Annotated in this window: 20 protein-coding genes and 1 pseudogene; 8 read left to right on the forward strand and 13 right to left on the reverse strand. The window is 64.3% G+C overall.

The window, feature by feature from the left end; all coding sequences use genetic code 11:
- Window positions 1-102: 102 nt before the first annotated feature.
- Window positions 103-918, reverse strand: coding sequence for a metal-dependent hydrolase (locus LRS12_RS09530; RefSeq protein WP_257844386.1), 816 nt, complete (start codon window positions 916-918; stop codon window positions 103-105).
- A gap of 133 nt (window positions 919-1051) precedes the next feature.
- Between LRS12_RS09530 and LRS12_RS09535 the strand changes: the two genes are divergently transcribed.
- A complete protein-coding gene (locus LRS12_RS09535; protein ID WP_257844387.1) occupies window positions 1052-2590 on the forward strand; it encodes an acyl-CoA synthetase in 1539 nt (512 codons plus the stop codon).
- Here the strand turns inward: LRS12_RS09535 and LRS12_RS09540 are convergent, their stop codons facing one another.
- The 4 genes from LRS12_RS09540 to LRS12_RS09555 form a co-directional block, all read right to left on the reverse strand.
- Entirely contained in the window at window positions 2591-3331 is a 741-nt protein-coding gene (locus LRS12_RS09540; RefSeq protein ID WP_257844388.1) for an SDR family NAD(P)-dependent oxidoreductase, read from the reverse strand.
- Entirely contained in the window at window positions 3328-4665 is a 1338-nt protein-coding gene (locus LRS12_RS09545) for an MFS transporter (RefSeq protein WP_257844389.1), read from the reverse strand. Before LRS12_RS09545 ends, LRS12_RS09540 begins: the two co-directional genes overlap by 4 nt.
- Window positions 4666-4755: 90 nt before the next feature.
- Window positions 4756-5304 carry a glutathione peroxidase gene (locus LRS12_RS09550; protein ID WP_257844390.1) on the reverse strand — a complete coding sequence of 183 codons (549 nt, stop codon included), beginning with the start codon at window positions 5302-5304 and terminating at the stop codon, window positions 4756-4758.
- Window positions 5301-6152: an amidohydrolase gene (locus tag LRS12_RS09555; protein WP_257844391.1), complete on the reverse strand. Its 852-nt coding sequence runs from the start codon at window positions 6150-6152 to the stop codon at window positions 5301-5303. The genes LRS12_RS09550 and LRS12_RS09555 overlap by 4 nt, the downstream gene beginning before the upstream one ends.
- Before the next feature lie 114 nt (window positions 6153-6266).
- Between LRS12_RS09555 and LRS12_RS09560 the strand changes: the two genes are divergently transcribed.
- Both LRS12_RS09560 and LRS12_RS09565 read left to right on the forward strand, forming a co-directional pair.
- Window positions 6267-6875: a UGSC family (seleno)protein gene (locus tag LRS12_RS09560; RefSeq protein ID WP_257844392.1), complete on the forward strand. Its 609-nt coding sequence runs from the start codon at window positions 6267-6269 to the stop codon at window positions 6873-6875.
- Between the two features lie 3 nt (window positions 6876-6878).
- Window positions 6879-7931: a hypothetical protein gene (locus LRS12_RS09565; RefSeq protein WP_257844393.1), complete on the forward strand. Its 1053-nt coding sequence runs from the start codon at window positions 6879-6881 to the stop codon at window positions 7929-7931.
- Window positions 7932-7935: 4 nt separating this feature from the next.
- Here LRS12_RS09565 and LRS12_RS09570 read toward each other — a convergent pair whose 3' ends face one another.
- The 8 genes from LRS12_RS09570 to LRS12_RS09605 form a co-directional block, all read right to left on the reverse strand.
- On the reverse strand, window positions 7936-8460 hold the full coding sequence (locus LRS12_RS09570) for a nuclear transport factor 2 family protein (RefSeq protein ID WP_257844394.1): 525 nt from the start codon (window positions 8458-8460) through the stop codon (window positions 7936-7938).
- A 1-nt stretch (window position 8461) separates the two neighbouring features.
- Window positions 8462-9451, reverse strand: coding sequence for an acyl-CoA dehydrogenase (locus tag LRS12_RS09575; protein WP_066580654.1), 990 nt, complete (start codon window positions 9449-9451; stop codon window positions 8462-8464).
- A complete protein-coding gene (locus LRS12_RS09580) occupies window positions 9448-10608 on the reverse strand; it encodes an acyl-CoA dehydrogenase family protein (protein ID WP_066580656.1) in 1161 nt (386 codons plus the stop codon). Before LRS12_RS09580 ends, LRS12_RS09575 begins: the two co-directional genes overlap by 4 nt.
- Window positions 10609-10612: 4 nt before the next feature.
- A complete protein-coding gene (locus LRS12_RS09585) occupies window positions 10613-11386 on the reverse strand; it encodes an SDR family NAD(P)-dependent oxidoreductase (protein WP_257844395.1) in 774 nt (257 codons plus the stop codon).
- Between the two features lie 111 nt (window positions 11387-11497).
- A complete protein-coding gene (locus LRS12_RS09590) occupies window positions 11498-12265 on the reverse strand; it encodes an SDR family NAD(P)-dependent oxidoreductase (protein WP_257844396.1) in 768 nt (255 codons plus the stop codon).
- Window positions 12265-13065, reverse strand: coding sequence for an enoyl-CoA hydratase-related protein (locus LRS12_RS09595; protein WP_257844397.1), 801 nt, complete (start codon window positions 13063-13065; stop codon window positions 12265-12267). The genes LRS12_RS09590 and LRS12_RS09595 overlap by 1 nt, the downstream gene beginning before the upstream one ends.
- Complete coding sequence (locus LRS12_RS09600; RefSeq protein WP_257844398.1) at window positions 13062-13775, reverse strand: SDR family oxidoreductase; 714 nt, start codon at window positions 13773-13775, stop codon at window positions 13062-13064. The genes LRS12_RS09595 and LRS12_RS09600 overlap by 4 nt, the downstream gene beginning before the upstream one ends.
- A 99-nt stretch (window positions 13776-13874) precedes the next feature.
- The gene (locus LRS12_RS09605; RefSeq protein WP_257844399.1) at window positions 13875-14705 is read right to left on the reverse strand and encodes a metal-dependent hydrolase; all 831 of its coding nucleotides are present in this window, start codon (window positions 14703-14705) and stop codon (window positions 13875-13877) included.
- Window positions 14706-14903: 198 nt separating this feature from the next.
- Between LRS12_RS09605 and LRS12_RS09610 the strand changes: the two genes are divergently transcribed.
- The 5 genes and pseudogenes from LRS12_RS09610 to LRS12_RS09630 all read left to right on the forward strand — a co-directional run bounded on the left by LRS12_RS09610 (window position 14904) and on the right by LRS12_RS09630 (window position 19940).
- Entirely contained in the window at window positions 14904-15776 is an 873-nt protein-coding gene (locus tag LRS12_RS09610; protein ID WP_126003401.1) for an IclR family transcriptional regulator, read from the forward strand.
- Window positions 15777-15899: 123 nt separating this feature from the next.
- A pseudogene (locus LRS12_RS09615) lies at window positions 15900-17023 on the forward strand (CaiB/BaiF CoA transferase family protein).
- A 95-nt stretch (window positions 17024-17118) separates the two neighbouring features.
- On the forward strand, window positions 17119-18294 hold the full coding sequence (locus LRS12_RS09620; protein WP_257844400.1) for a thiolase family protein: 1176 nt from the start codon (window positions 17119-17121) through the stop codon (window positions 18292-18294).
- A gap of 19 nt (window positions 18295-18313) precedes the next feature.
- Window positions 18314-19780, forward strand: coding sequence for an AMP-binding protein (locus LRS12_RS09625; protein ID WP_257844401.1), 1467 nt, complete (start codon window positions 18314-18316; stop codon window positions 19778-19780).
- On the forward strand, window positions 19746-19940 hold the full coding sequence (locus LRS12_RS09630; RefSeq protein ID WP_257844402.1) for a hypothetical protein: 195 nt from the start codon (window positions 19746-19748) through the stop codon (window positions 19938-19940). The genes LRS12_RS09625 and LRS12_RS09630 overlap by 35 nt, the downstream gene beginning before the upstream one ends.
- Window positions 19941-19962: the final 22 nt, after the last annotated feature.

Consider the following 19962-nt stretch of genomic DNA (forward strand, 5'->3'; position numbering starts at 1 on the left):
GAACCCGCCGGACGTCCCGGCATCCTGCCGCGCGGTTCAATGTGACGAAACGTCAATTCCTTCCTGGAACCGAACGATCACGGATATGCTGCGGTCGCTGGCTCAGCCCGGCGGGGCGAGCGATGCGAGATAGGCGGTCATCGCCGCCGAAGCCCGTTTGCGAGACGGGTTGTAGAAGGGCGACAGCACGGTGAGCATCTGTTTCAGGTCGCGCTTGCGGGTCATCTTGCGGTGGCTCGCGACCCTGATCTTCGACTTCTCCCGCTGCGCTTCCGACATGCTTTCCCGGTCGATCGCGATCAGATAATCGGCCACGCCGTCCATGAAGCGGGTCAGGTGGCGATAGGCGTAGAGATAGCCCCAGCAGCGATAGAGCCAGGCAAGCGGGCCGCGCCCGTAAAGCGTGTGATAGACGTCGAAACAGACGTGCCGGTGCTCGAACTCTTCGGCCAGATGCCATTTCCAGAGCTCGAGTGCAGCCGGGTCGGCGCTGCGCTCGAGCAGCGGAAGGACCTGAAAGAAGGTTTCCGCATTGCTCGATCCGATCGCCTCAAAGCCTTCCGAATAAGCAAGGTTGAAGCGCAGGGACCGGTTCTCGAGCCAGTCCCGATATTCTGCGGCGATCCGCTTCTCGAAATCGATCAGGCCGGGATAACCCTTTTCGCGCAGCATCTTGTTGAAAGCGTTGTGGCGCTTGCAATGCTCGACTTCCTGCTTGTTGAAGACCTCGATGTCGCGGGAGAGCTGCGGGTTGTGACTTGCCACGCTGGGCTGCGCCTTGAGCATCACCCGGACCAGATAGGGCTCGATGTGCGAGGGTACGATCGACGCCGCATTGTAATGCTGCGCCAGCTCGCTGTTGCGCGACCAGTGCGGATCGACCGAGCCGAATTCCATCTTGGGATATCGTGGGGTCATGGTGGCGGGATAGGCCAGCCTTGCCCGCGCGCCCATATCGTCGCGTCATTCAGCATATGGGTGATGGAGCGGCCTTGGCTCTTGTTCCTGTACGAGATGCGGCAAAGGGTGGCGCAAAGCCGGAGAGGAATTCATGAGCAAAGCGACGCTGCCGCATCTCGCGCACCACGCGAAGGAGACGCCCGACCGGCCTGCGGTGATCATGGCTGGTGCGGGCACGCTGCTGACCTATGCCGAACTCGAGGCGCGTTCGCATGCGCTGGCCGGCCAGCTTGCGGCACATGGCATCAAGGCCGAGGACCATGTCGCGATCCTGATGGAAAATCGCGCGGACTTCATGGTCGCGGCCTGGGCCGCGCAGCGCGCCGGCCTCTATTATACACCGGTCAACTGGCATCTGACCGCCGACGAGGTCAGCTATATCGTGCAGGACTGCGGTGCACGCGCGATCCTGTCGAGCGAGGCAAGGCGCGACGTGCTGGCAGGGGTGGCCGAGACCTGTGCCGATGTGGCGATCTGGTTGTGCGATCGCGGCGGCCCCTCCGGGTTTGCGCCCGAAAACGGCGACCCGCCAGCGGCGGCAGACTATGCGTCGCTCGAAGGTTCCTCGATGATCTATTCGTCCGGCACATCCGGGCGACCCAAGGGAATCAAGCGCCGCATCACGGGCGCGGCGTTCGGCCAGCTTGGCGCGGGCGACCAGATGCTTCGCGGCCTCTATGCCTGGGACGCGGAGACGATCTGCCTCAACCCCTCGCCATTATACCATGCCGGGCCGCTCAATTTCGCGATGTCGACCCACCGGTCGGGCGGAACGGTCGTGCTGATGCGCGACTTTGATCCGCTCGAGGCGCTCGAGGCGATCGGGAAATACCGGGTGAACAAGGCCTGGCTGGTGCCGACGATGATGATCCGCATGCTCAAGGCGCCGGATCGCGACCGCTATGACATCAGCAGCATCACGCATGCGGTCCACACCGCGGCGCCCTGTCCGCAGGATACCAAGCGGGCAATGATCGACTGGTGGGGGCCGGTGCTCTACGAATTCTACGCCGCGACCGAAGGCAACGGCCTGACCGCGATCACGCCGCAGGAATGGCTGGCACATCCCGGTTCGGTGGGGCGCTCGCCCGATGTCCGGATCGTCGGGGAGGATGGCGCGGTGCTGCCGGCCGGCGAGGTGGGCGTGATCTATTTCGCGTCGGACTGGACGGTGTTCGAATATCATAATGATCCGGCCAAGACCGCCGAAGCGCATGACCGCAACGGTTGGACCACGATCGGCGACATGGGATATCTGGACGAGGAGGGCTATCTCTACCTCACCGACCGCAAGACCAACATGATCATCGCCGGCGGGGTAAACATCTACCCGCAAGAGGCGGAGAATGTGCTCGCCGTCCATCCGGCGATCGAGGATGTCGCGGTGATCGGTGTGCCCCATCCCGAATATGGCGAAGAGGTGAAGGCCGTGGTGCAGCTGGCGGCCGGACAGTCGGCGTCGGCTGAACTGGCCGCCGAACTGGTGGCGCACTGCCAGTCGAAGCTGGCCAAATACAAATGCCCACGCAGCGTCGATTTTGTCGAGGCGCTGCCGCGCATGCCCAACGGCAAGCTGCTCAAGCGCGACTTGCGCGCGCGCTACTGGAACGATGCGAAGATCCGCATCTGATCAGTGGAAGGTGCGGCCGCCATCGACTGCCAGCACCGTGCCGGTGACATAGGAGGACGCTTCGCTGCTCAGGAACAGGATCGCCTCGGCCAGCTCGGACGGGCGCGCGACCCGCTTCATGGCATATTGCTGGACGAATGGCGCGTCGTCCGGGCTGGCATAGCCACCGAGCACGCCCTGGACCATCGGCGTATCGACGATACCCGGGGCGACGACATTGGCGCGGATCCGGGGTGCGAGCTCCGCGCCCAGTGCCTTGGTGAAGGCGACAAGCCCCGCCTTGGTCGCAGCATAGGCGGCGATGCCCGGCGCGTTGGGCAACAGCGCCTGTCCCGAGGCGATGTTGACGATCGTCGCGTTCCCGGTGACCTGCAAATGGGGCAAGGCCGCGCGACAGATCAGATAGGGCGCGGTCAGGTTGATCGCGACGAACCGGTCCCAGCTTTCGCGGTCGAGCGCGTCGAGCGGCTGCGATCCGGCGATGCCCGCACCGTTCACGATGCCATCGATTCCGCCCATCGCCTGGGCCGCCTTCGCTACGGCCGCGAGCAATTGAGCTTCGTCCGCCAGATCGGCGAGCACCGCCGTTCCACCGCTTGCCTGGGCCGCCGATCGCAAGAGGTCGTCGCTGCGATCCAGCAGCGCCAGCGCCGCGCCTTCGCGAGCGAATAATTCGGCCGTCGCGCGACCGATGCCGGAGGCCGCGCCGGTGATCAGGATCCGTCGCCCGGCCAGCTTCATGCCACGGCCTCCGCCGCCCGCCGCGCAGGTGCCAGCGCCAGCCGGAACAGGGCGGCTGCACAGAGACCTACAACCACATACATGATCGTCAGCGACCAATGGACCTGCATCGGATCGTGAAGCACGAAGGTTGTGATGAACGCGACCGAGGGCGGTCCAAGGCACATGCCCATCAGGTTGAACACCAGCACGAACAACGCGGAAATGCGCCCGCGATATTCGTTGGGCGTCACGATCTGGAGGTGCGCGACGGCCGGGCCGGTGAATGGTTGCAGAAAATGGAGCAGCGCATAGGCCGGGATGAACAGCCAGAGGATGCCATCGGCAAGCTGGAAGGCGATGATCGCCATCGCGACGCCGATCAGGCAGGCATAGACGAAGTATCGCAGATGCGCGTCGCGCTGGCCGCGCGCGAACCAGCGATCGACGAACCAGCCACCGAAGATGAAACCGGGAATGCCGCTGAGCGCGCCGACGGTGCCGAGAATGATGCCGACCTCCGCAACACCGAGGCCGTAGCGGCGCATCAGCATCGCCGGTGCCCAGGCCGCAGTGCCGTAGGCCATGACCGCGACCAGCCCGAAGCCGAGGAAATGACAGATGAAATAGCGGCGGTTGGCGAGGAGGAAGTGCATCACGCCCCGATCGGGAGCGTCAAGGTCGAGCTTGCGGTGCCGGCGAACCGGCTCGGGAACGAGGAACATCAGGGCGGCGATGCCGACGCCGGGCAGCCCGGTGACGAGGAAGACCAGCTGCCACGGCTCCAGCACGCCGACACCGGGCAATGCCATGGCACCCATCGCCTCGAACTTCGCGATCAGCGCGCCCCCTGCCATATAGGCGAGCGCGCCGCCGATCGACGATCCCGTCGCGAATACGCCCAGCGCCAGCGCCAGGCGTCTGGGCGGAAACAGGTCGGCGATCATCGAATAGGCAGCGGGCGATAGCGACGCCTCCCCGACACCTACGCCGAAACGGGCCAGAAGCAAATGGGTGTAGGTGGAAGCGAGCCCGCAAGCACCGGCCGCCAGCGACCACAGAGTCATACCGAAATAGATGATCTTGCGCCGCGAATAGCGATCGACCAGCCATCCGATCGGCAAGCCGAACACGGCATAGAACAGGCCGAACGCCACGCCCTGGAGCAGTCCGATCTCAAAATCGCTGACGCCGAGGCTGGCCTTGATCGGTTCGACCATCAGCGAGATGATCTGCCGGTCGAGATACGACATGATCGCGACGAGCAGCAGGATCGTCACGCTGAACCAGGCGATGCGCGGCGAAACCGCCGATTGGACGTCGGTTTCCGCAGCAACCGTGTCGACTGTCCTCATCCCTGGCCTCATTTCCTTGTTTCCGGGCATGATGGGTCAAGCCCAGACGCCGGTCACGCCTGCGCGCCGATTGCGCACATCTATGCTCGATCAGCGCGGAAGCTGTTCTTCGATCGCTGCGAGGATCGCCGGGTCGGCGGGCAGCGTATCGGGCGCGAACCGGGCGGTGACGCTGCCGTCCGGAGCGACCACGAACTTCTCGAAATTCCATTGCACTTCGGGTGCCGGGTTCACCGCGATGCCGTGGCTCTCCAGCCTGGCACGCATCGCGCCGCCGCTGGTGCTGACGGCGGCAGGCTGCGCCTCGGTCAGGGCAGCGTAGAGCGGGTGCTTGTCCGGGCCCGCCACGACCATCTTGGCGAACATCGGGAAATCCACGGCGTAGGCGGACTGGCAGAAGTCGGCGATCTCGGCATCCGTTCCCGGCTCCTGCCCGCGGAAATCGTTGGAGGGAAACCCCAGCACTTCGAACCCCCGGTCGCGATAGGCGCGGTACAGCGCCTCAAGTCCTTCATATTGCGGGGTCAGGCCGCATTTGGAGGCGGTGTTGACGATCAGCAGCGCCTTGCCGGCATGTTCGGAGAGCCGCGTCTCGCGGCCATCGATCGTTCTTACCGGAATGTCCTGAAGCTTCGTCATGGCGATGCAATTCCTTTGCCGTTTGTTGGCGGATGTGACCGGTGCTGGTTCCAATCCAGCCAGCGCAGGATTGCGCCGCCCATGACCTGATCGCGCGCCTGTCCTTTGAGCCAGGGCAGCTCCTCGTGGAAGAAGCGCACCAGCATCGGATAGGGGCAGGGCAGGCGGCTGAGGTCCGATCCCCAGAAGGTCCGTTCGGCGCCAAAAGCGTCGAACAGCCGCCGCAGATAGGGGGTGACGTCGGGCCAGGGATGGCCCGCCGCGCTGTAGCCGGGCAGGCAGGTCGCCTTGATCGCGACATTGGGCAGCGCGGCCATCGCGATCACCTCCTCAACCTGCGCGAACGCCGTTGCGCCAGTCTTGTGAACCCGCGCACCCATATGATCGATGATCAGCCGCAGCGCGGGATATTCACGCGCGATGCGGGCGAGCAGCGGCACTTTGCCGGCAGGGGCGATCATGAGCGGGACATTCTGCGCCTGCGCTTCCGCCCAAAGCCAGTGATCGACAGTCTCGGCACCCAGGATGATCCGGGCGCCCAACATGCCGGGCTGATGCCGCCACCGGGCCAGCGAACGCAGATCGGGCGGGAGGCGCCCCATCACCGCGAAGCGGTCCGGGTGCGCCGCGGCGGCGGCGAGGACGAGGTCGTTGCGCTCCCCTTCCCAGGAAGGCGGGACAAGGATTGCGCGGGTGACGCATGCTGCGTCCATCGCCGACAGTGCCTCGACCGCGGTCATCGGATTGTCGCGCTGGGCCCGAGCGGTCCGGCCATCCGTGCCGGCGCGCGGCCATGGACGCTGGGGACAATCCGCTCCCCAGACATGGATCTGCGCATCGACGATCATGTGCCGACGATAGCATCGCAGCAGCGATCCGGCCCATCACCTGTGTGATCAAACGCCCGGTTGCTTGATCCGGGAAGATGGACGGAGAATCGTCACCGGCGAAGGAGAGAGTGCATGACCGGCCGCCTGCTCAGTCCCATCGGCACGAACAGCGTCGAGCGCCATCCCATCGCCCCGCGGCTCGATACGCTGAACGGCAAGAGGATCGGCCTGCTCGACAACACCAAGAAGAATGCGGCGCTGCTGCTCAAGGCGGCAGGCGAGATCCTGCAGCGCGACTATGGCGTCGCGGACGTGCATTTCTACCGCAAGATCAGCTCGTCGCCCGGCGCTCCCGCGGCGATGCTGGACGCACTGGCGGCGTGCGATGCGGTGATCAACGCTTATGGCGACTGCGGCTCGTGCACGTCCTGGTGCATCCATGACGGCGTGACGCTGGAGAAGCGCGGCGTGCCGACCGCGACCGTCAACAGCGACGCTTTCGTGGTGCTCGGGCAGCAGGAGGCGATCGCACTGGGCCTGCCCGGACTTCCAATCGTGATGGTGCCCCACCCGATGGGCGACGTCGCAGCAGAAATCGTTATCGAACGTGCGCACGGGATGATCGAACAGGTGGTGCGGGTCCTGACCGGCAGCGCGGCGCAGCTCGAGAGCGACTATACCGACCGCTATATCGGCGAGAGCAACAATTTCGCGCGTAGCAACATGTTCTGCGAGATCTGATCCATGACCGACGACCGATTTCTCGACCTGGCCGACGATCTCGATTTCGAGGCGGCGAACGAGGCGCTCTATCAGCTGGGCGTGACCGACGGGCTGCCCGTGATCCCGCCGACTGAAGCGCGGGTGGCGCGGATGCTGGCCGGGACACGCCGCGATGCTGGCCAGTCGCTTGGCGCGATGGGGCCGGGTTACGGCAAGGCGACGATCGAGAAGATCGCGGTCAACGCAGTCATGGCAGGTTGCCGTCCCGAATATCTGCCCGTGCTGATTGCCGCGTGCGAGGCGATGCTGGAGGACGAATTCAATCTCTATGGCATCAACGCCACCACCCATCCCGTCACGCCGATGCTGGTCGTCAATGGTCCCGCGGTCGAGCGGCTGCGCATCAACTCGGGCTATAACTGCATGGGGCCGGGCTGGCGTGCCAATGCGACCATCGGACGGGCGATCCGCCTGATCCTCATCAATATCGCCGGAGGATCACCGGGAAATGGCGACCGCGCAACGCATGGCACGCCCGCCAAATTCTCCTTCTGCATGGGCGAAAACGAGATGGCATCGCCCTGGGAGCCGCTGCACGTCCGCCGAGGGTTCGACCCCGGAGTAAGTACCGTCACTGTTCACGGCTCCGAAGCGCCCCATGAGATTAATAATCATACCAGCGAGGATGGAGCGGGCATCCTCAAGACCTTCGTCAGCACGATCTCGACGCTGGGCCATAACAACAGTTATCTCGGGCATGGCGAGGTCGCGATCTGCATCGGCCCCGAACATGCCGACACGATCGCGCGCGACGGCATCGGTCTGCGCGAGGTTCAGGAATATCTGTTCGCGAACGCGGGCAACACGCTGTCCCGACTGGTCGGGATCACCCGTGACAATTACGACGCCATGGCGCCGTTCAACCGTGACTCTGTGAGTGATCCGTTCGTGCCGCTGGTGTCGCGCCCGGAGGATTATCTCCTCTATGTGGCAGGCGGCGTCGGCAAGCACAGCATGGCGATGCCGAGCTTTGGCCTGACCAAATCGGTGACCAGGGCGATCGAACTGGATTGACCGGTCAGGGCTGCGCCGAAGCGCCCCGCCGCAGCCTTTCGATCACATCGTCGAGGTCGCGCTGGCCTTCATAGCGGCCGCCCATGTCGAGGATCAGCGCGGGGTCGACCGGCGCGTTCAGCACATGATCGACAACGAAGCTGCGATGCGCGATCCGCCAGCCGTCGTCGCGCCGAGCGAAGCTGTCGCCATAGCGGACACGGTAGATGCGATCGACCGCCGGGGTACCCCTATGCTGCTCGACGGCGAGGCACCAGCTTTCGACGAATGCGGTGTCGGCCGCGGTGAATTCGATCAGGTGATTGGCCACCATATGCGACGCACGGGGAACGCCGGGGTGGCGCGCCGCGACCGTCGCGATGAAATCCGCCACCGGCACCGCACCATCGCCCTTGTCGATGATTGCGTCGGGGTGGAATACGCTCGCGAGCAGAGCCATGTCGATCCGGTCGATCGCGCGGCAATAGAGATAGAGCTGCTCCTCGATCTGCAACCGGTCGACGATGCGTTCGGGCGACCAGTCGCGCATTCTAGGCTGCGCGCCGGTTGCCGGCATCGGCGATCGCCGGCCAGAATTCCTCGCGGCTGCAGGTCACGAACCCGCCGGCGAGGCGGCGGCGCCAGAACTGGACGCTGCCGAAATCGTCCCGCCAGGCCATCAGCCGGCGCGTGCGGTGGTTGAGCGCATATTCCTTGCTGAACCCCATCGCGCCATGAACCTGATGGCCGATGCCGATCGCGGCGTCGGCGGCATCGCCCAGCCGCGAGCGAGCGGCAGCGATGAGCGTTTCGCTGGCCGCGTCCGCCGCTGCTTCGGCAATACCGGCGGATGCGAGCATATGCGCGGCGAGCTCGGCCAGCATCTGCTGGATCACCTGGAATTTCGAGATTTCACGGCCGAACTGCTTGCGCTCGCCCGCGTAATCGATGCTGCGTGCCAGCGTCCATTCGATCGCGCCCAACATCTGCCCCGCGCGCAGAATGGCGGCGGTGCGCAACGCGGCGGACGTGTCGAGCGCGACGATCGCGCCGAGTGAGCCTCTCAGCGTGTCGCGCGGCTCGTCCGCCGCATCGAGCGCAGGTTCGATGTCCCAATTGGCCGAGGCGCTCAGCGAAATGCCGGACGGGGTGACCGCCAGTACATGATCGACGCCGCCGCCCCAGGGCACCGCATGCAGCATGGCCGCGCCATCGTCGGCAAAGGCAAGCGCGATCAACCCGTCTGCGGGGTCAAGTCCGGCCTCGGCCAGCAGCTTGTTGCCCAGCATCGTTTCGACAATCGGTCCGGGTGCAGCAGCGGCACCCATGGCGCGCAGGATCGCAAAGGAATCGCCGATATCCGCGCCGATCCCGCCCTGGCCCTCGGGTACCAGCATTCGGGTGACGCCATTCTCCTCCAGGGCTTCGTAGAGCGCCGCCGGTAGCGTGCGCTGTTCGCTCGCCTCGATCCGGCTCTGGTCGAGCGTGTCGGCAAGGATCTGTTCGACCGTTTCGCGGAAGAATGCGCGGTTCTCGCTCATCTCAGGCCAATCCCCCGCGCGATGATCCCGCGCAAAATCTCGTTGGTACCGCCACGAATGGTGAAGGCGGGTGCATAGACCTGCGCATGGCTCAGCAGGCGCCCCAGCCGCGCATTGCGGCCATTGGCAGTCAGATCTTCGGAGGCGACGAGGTTGCGCACGACGCGCACCGCCTCCTGCTCGAATTTGGTACCGAGGTCCTTGACGATCGAGGCCTCGAGATTGGGTGACAATCCGCGCTGGATCATGCTGGCTACCGACATTGAAAGCTGGCGCAGCGATAGGAGATGCGAGAGCAGCCGCCCGAGTTCCTCAAGGCTCGCCGGCTGGGCGTCCGGGCCGAGAATGTCGATCAGTTCGGAGACCAGCCGGAAGCTCGACAGCCACCGTTCGGGTCCGGATCGTTCATAAGCGAGTTCGGCCGAGACCTGGTTCCAGCCATTGCCTTCCTGCCCGATCAACGCGTCGTCCGGGACGAACACGTCCTCGAGCAGCACCTCGTTGAAGTCATGTTCGCCGGCCATCGAGATGATCGGACTGATGGTGACGCCCGGCGTCTTGAGATCGACGATCAGCTGGCTGAGACCGGCATGGCGCGAACCCTCGACCGTCGAGGTCCGAACGAGCGTGATCATGTAGTGAACGCGGTGTGCATTGGTGGTCCAGATCTTGCGCCCGTTGATGCGCCAGCCGCCCGCGACCTTTTCCGCGCGCGCCTTGAGCGAGGCGAGGTCGGACCCCGATTCCGGCTCGCTCATCCCGATGCAGAAATAGCAGTCACCCGCAGCGATCCGGGGCAGGTAGAAGTCTTTCTGCGCGTCGTTTCCGAACTTGAGCAGAACCGGACCACTCTGCCGGTCCGCTACCCAATGTGCGCCGACAGGGAGTGCGGCGGCGAGCAGCTCCTCGTTCATCACATAGCGCTCGAGCGCGGTTCGCTCGCCGCCGCCATATTGCCTGGGCCAGGTCAGGCCGATCCATCCCTGTGCCGCGATCCGCTTGGTGGTTTCGATATCGAAGCCGAGGCCGATCTTTTCCGGCGGCGGCAAATGCCCTTCCGCGCGTTCGCGTGCGACGAAAGCGCGGACCTTCGCACGCAGCGTCTCGGCGGCTTCGGGGAGTTCGGGCAGGTCCAGATGAAGGGCGGTTGCGGACATAGGCTCAGGCCGTGATGTGCGAACCGCCATTCACCGACAGATGCTGTCCGGTGATGAAGGCGGCGGCGGGAGACAGCAGGAAGGCGATGGAATTGGCCGCCTCCTCCTTGGTCAGGAACCGGCCGAGCGGAATATTGGCGAGATAGCGATCGCGGAATTTTTCGCTGCGCACCGTCTCGGTCATGTCCGTCTCGACGATACCATAGGCGACCGAGTTGGTGCGGATCCCGTAGCGGCCCCATTCGCGTGCGGCCGACATGGTCAGGCCCAGTACGCCGGACTTGGCCGCGCCATAGTTGATCTGGCCGATCGTGCCCTTGCGGCCCGCATCCGACGAGATGTTGACGATGGCCCCGGGATCGCTCTCGCCGCTCTTGGCGCGAGCGATCATGTCCATGCCGACCGCCTGAAGCATGTTGAACGCGCCGGTCAGGTTGACGTCGATCACCGCCTGCCAGTCATCGGCGGTCATCTTGTCGATCATCGCAGTGCGGGTGATGCCCGCATTGTTCACCAGGCCATGGATACCGCCGAAGCGCGCAGCGGCCTCCGCCACAGCCTGTTTCACGAACGCGCGATCCGTGACGCTGCCGGCGATCTTCATCGCCTTGCCCGAATCGAACGATGCCAGCGCCGCGTCGAGTTGTTCTTCGCTGCGATCGAGCAGGATGACATTGGCGTCGAGCGCAGCGCAAAGCTGTGCGGTCGCCAGCCCGATCCCCTGTGCAGCTCCCGTGATCAGGATGGTGCGGCCTGACAGGTTCATTGGATTGGTCACGAAATTATTCCCCGAAATCGAAGTCTCCCGATCCGGTATGACGCGGCGCGCTCAGGGGGCAACCAGCGCAAGGCAAGCATCACGGGGATGCTGAAACAGCGTCAAGAACGCCTATCCGGGCATGGTCGCGCCGCCATTCACCCGCAGGATCTGACCGGTGACATAGCGGCTGGCATCGGAGGCGAGATAGAGCATGGCATGGGCGATGTCGGCAGGCTCGCCGGTTGCGCCGATCGGCGAACGGGCAGCGTTGCGGCGGAGCGTTTCCTCAAGCTTGTCCGCCGTCATTCGCGCCTGACCGGTCATCCCGGTCAGGACGAAGCCCGGCGCGACGGCATTGACGCGTATCTGCTTCGGCCCAAGCTCGACCGCCAGGCTGCGCGTCAGCATGTTCACCGCGGCCTTGGTCATCGCATAGACCGACAGGCCCGCCATCGGTTGGTCCGCGGCATTGGACGACACGTTGATGATCGTGCCCCCTCGCGTCCCCATCGCGCGTGCGGCGGCGGCGCAGCCCCAATAGGTGCCGTCCATGTTGATCCGCGCGATGCGCGCATAGGCCTCCGGTTCAGCATCGACCAGATCGAACAGGCCCGCTGTGCCAGCGACATTCGCCCAGATATCGATCGGGGCAATGGACGCGGCGAACCGGGCCAGCCGTTCGAGCGCCTGGGGGGCGGACAGATCGGCTGCGAAGGCATGCGCGGACTTGCCGATCTCGGCTGCGCGTGCGGCCAGCATCTTTCCGTCGATATCGGCCATCACGACCGTTGCGCCCATCGCGACATAGAAGCGTGCCGTTTCGAGCCCGATGCCGGATGCGGCCCCGGTAACGACAGCGAGCCGGTCATCCAGCCGATATACCGCGAGCGGATCCATCACTTGCCCTTATAGGCGGGCGGGCGCTTTTCCACCGCAGCCGCGACCGCCTCATGCTGATCGTCAGTCTGTTGGACGACGGCCTGCATCGCCGATGCGATCTCCAGTGCGGCGGACAGATCGAGCCGCGCCGATCTGCGCAGCAATCGCGTATTGAGCCGGATCGAATGGGCGGGATGCCGGGCGATCCGCTTCGCGAGTGCCTTGGCTTCATCGAGCAGCGTGGCGTGCGGCACCACGCCACTGACAAGCCCGATCTCGAGCGCACGTGCAGCATCGATCGTGTCACCGGTAAGCGCCAGTTCCGCCGCAGCCGATGCGCCGATCGCGCGATTGAGGAACCATGCGCCGCCGGCCGCCGAAGTCAGACCGAGCTTGATGAAGCTCTCCGCGAACTTTGCCCGTTCCGACGCGATGCGCATGGTGCACATCGTGGCGAAGTCCATCCCCGCGCCCATCGCTGCGCCATTGACCGCCGCGATCGAGGGGACTTCGAGGTCATACAGCGCGCGCGCGATCGTCTGCACGCCGGCCTGATAGGTCCGGCGGATTTCCGCCGCATTGCCTGCGAAGTGATTTGCGCGGGCATACATGTCCTTGATGTTGCCGCCCGCGCAGAACACGTCGCCTGCACCCGTCAAGATCACACAGCTGACGCTCATGTCCGAATTGGCTTCGGCGCAGGCGGCAACCAGCGCGCGCGTCAGCTCGGGGCTCAGCGCATTGCGCGTCGCGGGATCATCGATCGTCAGGATCAGGATCGGCCCCTCACGCTCGGCCTTGAGGACGGGGCCGCTCATGCAGAAGCCCTTTCGCGTGCCGTTTCGGGTTTGCCGATCTGGTCGCGTGATTCCAGCCTCAGGATCGGTCCGGCGAAGGTTTCGGGATCTTCGATGATCGCGCAGACATGCTCACCGACCTCGGTGTCCATCACCCAATGCGGTTCGGCGATGTCGCGCTTGCGCTCGCCATTGATCATGCTGATCAGCATGAGCTCGCGTATCTGCGCACCGTCGCGATATTCTCTGGCGAAGCCGCGGTACATCATCCGTTGTGCCGCCTGGAGCATCGAAAGCTGAGCCATTTTGGGGAGGATGAAGTCCGCTGTGCCGCCGCCGATCCCGATCAGCATCCCGTCTCGTGGCAGCCGTGGGAGCATCGCCTTGATCGCATGGAAATGGGTCAGCAAATTGGACGCATAGACCTCCGCCATTTCGGCGCTCGACCATTCGAGCAGGGGCTTTGCCGCATTGGGTGCATTGACCGCGATGGCGACTGCATCGATGCCCCCAAACGGCACCTGCGCTGCCTCCCACAATGCGATCGCGGCCTCGACCGAGCCGAGATCGCCGACCACGGTGGCGATGCCTGAGCCGTCATCATAGCGAACAAGGCGCTCGGCGTTTCGGTCCCCGGCGACAAGCCGGAAGCCCTGTGCGTGCGCGCCGCGGACGATGCCCTGTCCGATGTCCCCGCAAGCGCCGAGGACGAGAAGCCGTTTGGCTGCCATTTTGCTGTTCCTTCCGGGCACGATCCTAGACGCGGTGCCGCGCGCTGACACCGTGGCGCCGACGATCAACACATCCGTGCTGGGATGGCCCGGGACAGCCTAGGCTGTCCCGGCAGCCGGCTTGCGGGCGTAGCGATCGAGGACTTCCTGTAGGCCGCGCGGCGGCAACCGGTCGGCGGGCTTGTAGAAAGGCGACAGGATGCGCTTGAGATGCGCCTTGGCGTGCCGACCGGTGACCTGCTGGACATGCTGCTGCCGCGCGATCGAAGCGGCGCGTTCCTCCGCGCTCATGCCCTCGCGGTCCTTATCGAGCAGATAGGTCTGCACTTTGCGCACATGGCCGCGGATATGCTTTACCGCGTAGAAGAACGCCCAGATACGATAGAGATATGCGATCGGTCCGCGACCGAACAATGCGTGATAGACGTCGTGCGCCACCTCGCGATGCTCATATTCCTCGGCCAGATGCCATTTCCACATTTCGACCGCTTCGGTATCGGCGCCATCGAGGAATGGCGCGAAATCCTCGAAGAAATTGTCGACCGCGACGGAACTGACCGCCTCGAATCCCTCCGAATAGGCGACGTTGAAGCGCAGCGATTTGGTCTTCAGGAAGCGATCGTAATCCGCCTCATATTCCTTCTCGATCGCCAGCATGCCTTCATAACCGTCAGCGCGCAGCGCCTTGTTGAACAGCAGATGCTGCCGGCAATGCTGCATCTCCTGCTTGATGAAGATCGCCAGATCCTTGTGAAGTTTCTCATATCGGGCGGGCAGCGCAGCCTGCGCTTGCAGCATCACCTTGACCAGATAGGGTTCGATATAAGCCGGGACGGTCGATGCCGCGTTCTGCATCTGCGCGAATTCGCGATGCGGCGCCCAATGCGCCCGGACTTTCGAGAAATCCCATTTGGGAAAGCGTACCTGCATCATGCCTCTCCGGATGCGGCGGTTCTACGATCCGCCATGGCCAGAAAATAACATATTGTCGGCTTTTCGGGGAGGAGGGTGGAGCATATCACATATGTGATCCGTCTGCTATGGACAGCACGGATGTGATTGAGGCAGCTTGCGGTTGCCGATGGATCGCAAGCGCTCGTCAGCAGCGCCGAAATTAGGAGAGAACCGATGGCACGTCGCCGTTCGGCCCCGTCGCGAGACCGTATTCTGGTTCGCGCGCCGATTGAGAACAAGACCGTCAAATCTGCCGGTCGAGTGCTTGAAATCCTTGAATATTTTGACGATTTGCAACGTCAGTCGACGGTGATGGAGATCGCCGATGCGCTTGGCTATCCCCAGTCCAGCACCTCCGCGCTCCTTCGCAGTCTGGTGAGCTTGGGTTACCTCAACTATGATCCAATGGCGCGCACCTACATCACTTCGAGTCGCGTTGCGCTCCTTGGCAGCTGGGTCAACTCGCAGTTTTTTGCAGAGGGCGCCATCATCTCCATGATGAAGGAGCTAAACGAGCAGACGGGCGACACCATCGTCCTTGCCGTGCGCAACGGTCTGCATATCCAGTACATCCATGTGATCCAGGCGACCAGTCCGGCGCGACTGCACATGACGCTTGGGACCGTGCGCCCGCTCGCCGCATCGGGCGCGGGCTATGCGCTGCTCAGCACCATGACCGATTCGGAGATCACCCGGCTGGTGATGCGGATCAATGCCGAAGCGCAGGATGGCGAAGCTCTGGTCAAGATCCGCGACCTGCTCGAGGAGATCGCCGTGATCCGGCGCAAGGGCTATGCGTTCACCTGCGACATGGTGACCCGCGGCGGCGGCATCATCGCCGCGCCGCTGCCCCGGATCAGCGGGCAGCAGCGCATGATCGTCGGCATCGGCGGCATCAGCGAAGTGATGCGCGGGCGCGAGGAGGAACTGTCCAAGGCGCTGATGGAACAGATCGACGCGCGCTTTGGCCGCGGCAGCCGCAACGTCGTGCAGATGCCCAACCGGGAGCCGTCGCGCATCGTCATGCCGAGCCTGCAAACCGCGTGATGCGCTGCCTGCCAATCTGACCAATCGGGGGATCGAATGACGAACATGAACAAGGGTGCGGCACCCCTTGCCGGGCGCCGTGTCCTTGACTTGTCGCGTGTGCTGGCCGGCCCCTGGTGCACGATGGTGCTCGCGGACCTGGGTGCCGAGGTCACCAAGGTCGAGCATCCGCGCGGTGGTGACGACACGCGCCATTGGGGCCCGCCCTATACCGGTGGCGAGTCGGCCTATTATCTGTGCGCCAACCGCAACAAGCGCAGCATCGCGCTCGATATCTCGAAGCCCGAAGGACAGCGCATCGTGCGCGACCTGGCGGCGCAGGCCGATGTGCTGGTCGAGAATTACAAGCTTGGCGGGCTGGAGAAGTTCGGCCTCGGCTATTCATCGATCGCCGCGATCAACCCGCGCATCGTCTATTGTTCGATCTCGGGCTATGGGCGGCGCTCGCCCATCGCGGAGCGGCCCGGCTATGACTATGTGATCCAGGCCGAGGGGGGCTGATGTCGGTCACCGGCCCGGTCGATGGCGAGCCAATGAAGGTCGGGGTGGCTGTTGCCGATCTTTTCACCGGCATGGCGGCGGCGCAGGCGATCCTGGCGGCGCTGATCGCCGCCGATCGCGACGGGGCCGGGCAGCATCTCGACATGGCGCTCTATGATTGCCAGCTTGCGATGCTGGCCAATGTCGGCAGCGCCGCGCTTGTCGCCGGCACCGAGCCGCGCCGCTATGGGAACGGCCATCCGACGGTCGTGCCCTATCAATTGTTCGATACCCGCGACGGACAGGTAGTGGTCGCGGTCGGCAATGATGCGCAGTTCGCGGCCTTCGCAACCCGTCTGCTCGACCGGCCCGATCTCGCGACGGATGAACGGTTCGCGAAGAATGGTTCGCGCGTCGCCAATCGCGATGCGCTGCTGGCGGAGATCATGCCGCTGATGCGCGAGCACACGACCGAATGGTGGTTGGCGGGTCTGCGATCGGTCGGCGTACCGACCGGCGCGGTGCGTCAGGTTGGGGAAGCGCTCGCCGCGCCGGAAGCGACTGCGCGCGATATGGTCGCTAAGGTCGCGCATCCGAGCGCAGGCGAGCTGAAGCTCGTTGCTTCCCCGCTCAAGCTTGGCCGTACGCCGGTTGTCTCGCCGGTCGCCCCGCCGATGCTAGGCCAGCACAGCCGGACCGTGCTGGCAGAGCTCGGCTATCGAGCGGACGAGATCGAGGCGCTCCTCGAGACGGGCGTTATCGCCTGAACGCGGTCACGTATGTGATGAAACAGACAGTTGCACACGCAGCTTTGGAAAGCTGACATGATGTCAGCTATGCCGCGGACAGGAGAAGGATGAACATGACGGGAATCGACGTCGTCATCACTGGCATCGGACAGTCTGCGGTCGGGCGAAAGCTGCCGCAGTCGGGCCTCGAGCTGACCGTGGACGCGGCGCTTGAGGCGATCGCCGACGCCGGGCTGACTGTCGCCGACATCGACGGCATGTCGACCTTTCCGGGCCGCCGGCCCGATGCGATCCCGTTCTCCCCAGTCGGCACGATGGATCTCAAGGAAGCGCTCGATTTCAAACTGAACTGGTTTGCCGGGGCGATGGAAGGGTCGGCGCAGCTTGGTTCCATCATCAATGCCTATGCTGCGATCAAGGCGGGGTTGGCGCGGCACGTCCTGTGTTTCCGTACCGTCAAGGAAGGGTCGGGCGGGGCGTCGTGGAAGGAGAATGCCGAAGTCCGCACGCAACGCGTTCGGCTCGACGGCGAATTTCAGTATATTTTCCCCTATGACGCGATCTCGGCGACCAACTGGTTGTCGCAATATGCGCAGCGCCATTTTCATCTGTACGGGACCCGGCGCGAGCATCTTGGCGCGATCGCACTCAACGCGCGGCGCGGCGCGATGGACAATCCCAAGGCGCTGTTCCGCGAACCGATGACGATGGACGATTATCTGTCGGCGCGGATGATCAGCACGCCGTTCGGTCTGCTCGATTGCGATGCACCGACCGATGCCTCGACCGTGATCCTGCTCTCCGCCGCGGATGCGGTGGCAGACCGCAGCAAGCCGGTCGTGCGCATCGACTCGGTGGGTGGTGGCATCCATGGCCGGGCCGCCTGGGACCAGGCGGACATGCCGCGCATGGCGGCACATGATGCGGCACGGATGCTGTGGTCGCGAACCGATTTGAAGCCTGCGGACGTCGATGTCGCGCTGCTCTATGATGGGTTCAGTTTCCTCGCATTGACCTGGCTCGAGGCGATGGGGTTTTGCGGGATCGGCGAGGGCGGCGCGTTTGTCGAAGGCGGCAGCCGAATCGCGCGTGACGGCGCGCTGCCGCTCAATCCGCATGGCGGGCAATTGTCCGGTGGGCGCACCCATGGCTTCGGTTTCATTCACGAAGCTGTGGTCCAGCTTCGCGGGCAGGGCGGAGCACGGCAGGTTGCCGGAGATCCCAAGGTTGCAGCGGTCACCAATGGCGGCGGTCCGATGGCGGGCGCGATGCTGCTGGTACGCGACTGAACAAGATGAGAGGACGATCATGACGAACCCCAACTGGTCTCCCGGCACGCAGACGACCACGGTCGAAGTGCTGCGGAGCGCCCTGGCGAAGCGCGGCCCCAACTGGGAGTTCGTGGATTATTCGGGCGAGAAGTACACGCTTGGCTTCCTCGACGCGCAGAGCACGAGCCTTGCCCATGCCTTGCGGGCATCGGGCGCGCGTCCCGGCGAATGCGTGATATCGATCCTCGACAACTGCGTCGAACAGCTGCTGCTGCTGTTCGCCTGCGCAAAGATCGGCGCGGTCCATGTCCCGCTCAATACCGCCTATAAGGGCGAGTATCTGCGCCACCAGGTCGCGGACTCGCGGGCCGCCGTGCTGGTCGCCGAAAAGGAATATGTCGAGCGGCTGATCGCGATCGAGGGTGGCCTGCCCGACGCCCGGGTGCTGCTGATCAAGGGCGAGCTGCCGGAAGGCATGGCGGCGAACAAGCTCGAGATGCGCATGCTCGCCGATGTGCTGGTCCCGACCGAGGAGCCCACGGGCCATGAGAGCAAGCCCGGCGATCTTGCGATGCTGGTCTACACCGCCGGCACCACCGGCCCCTCCAAGGGCTGCATGATCAGTCAGAACTATCTGTGCAACCAGGCACGACAGCTTGCGACCTGCCTTCATTATGACGGGGATGATGTCGTGTGGACGCCGTTGCCCGGCTTCCACATGAACCAATATTCCGCGACCGTCCTGTCGTCGATGATGGTTGGCGGGAAATGCGCGATCTATCCGCGCTTCTCGGTGTCGCGTTTTTGGGACGAGCTGGAGCGGGTCGGCGCGACCGTCACTCATATCCTCTCGTCGATGGTGCGGTTTGTGGCCGAGGCGCCCGACAACCCCGCCTCGTTGCGTTACAAGGGCAAGCTGCGCGTGGCAGGGGGCGCGCCGTTTCCTGAAGAGCTGCAGACGATCTGGCGCGAACGCTTTGCGCCCAAACATGTCCATGCGCCCGTAGGCTACGGCCTGACCGAATGCGCGATCGTCACGAGCGTCGACATGACCGTGCCGCGCCCCACCGCAAGCTCGGGCACCCACAATGACGATTTCGAGGTGATGATCGTCGACGATGACGACGCTGAGGTTCCGGCCGACACGCCAGGCGAAATCCTGGTCCGCCCGAAAAAGCCCCATGTGATGTTCGAGGGCTATTGGGGCCGGCCCGCCGAAACGATGAAGGTGCTCAAGAACTTCTGGTTCCACACCGGCGACATCGGCAAGTTCGACGCTGACGGCTGGTTCTACTTCCTCGACCGGAAGAAGGACTATCTGCGCCGCCGCGGCGAGAATATCTCCTCGATGGAAGTGGAGGGGGTGTTCAGCCTGCATCCCGCCATCCAGGAAGTCGCCGTCCATGCCGTGCTCGCCGATCTGGAGGACGATGTGAAGGCGACGATCGTCCTCGTCGAGGGGGGCGGGGTTGACCGAGGAAGAACTGTGCCGCTGGTCGGTTGAGAACCTGCCCTATTTCGCGGTGCCGCGCTTTATCGAATTCCGCGCGGCGTTGCCCAAGAACCCCGTCGGACGTGTGCTCAAATATGAGCTGCGCGATCAGGGGATCACTGAGGCGACCTGGGACCGCGACACCTCGTCGGTCGAACTGGTCAAGCGCTGAGCTGAACCGCCTTTACGCAGGG

The organism is Sphingomonas sp. J344, assembly GCF_024700005.1.
Classification (GTDB): Bacteria; Pseudomonadota; Alphaproteobacteria; order Sphingomonadales; family Sphingomonadaceae; genus Sphingomonas.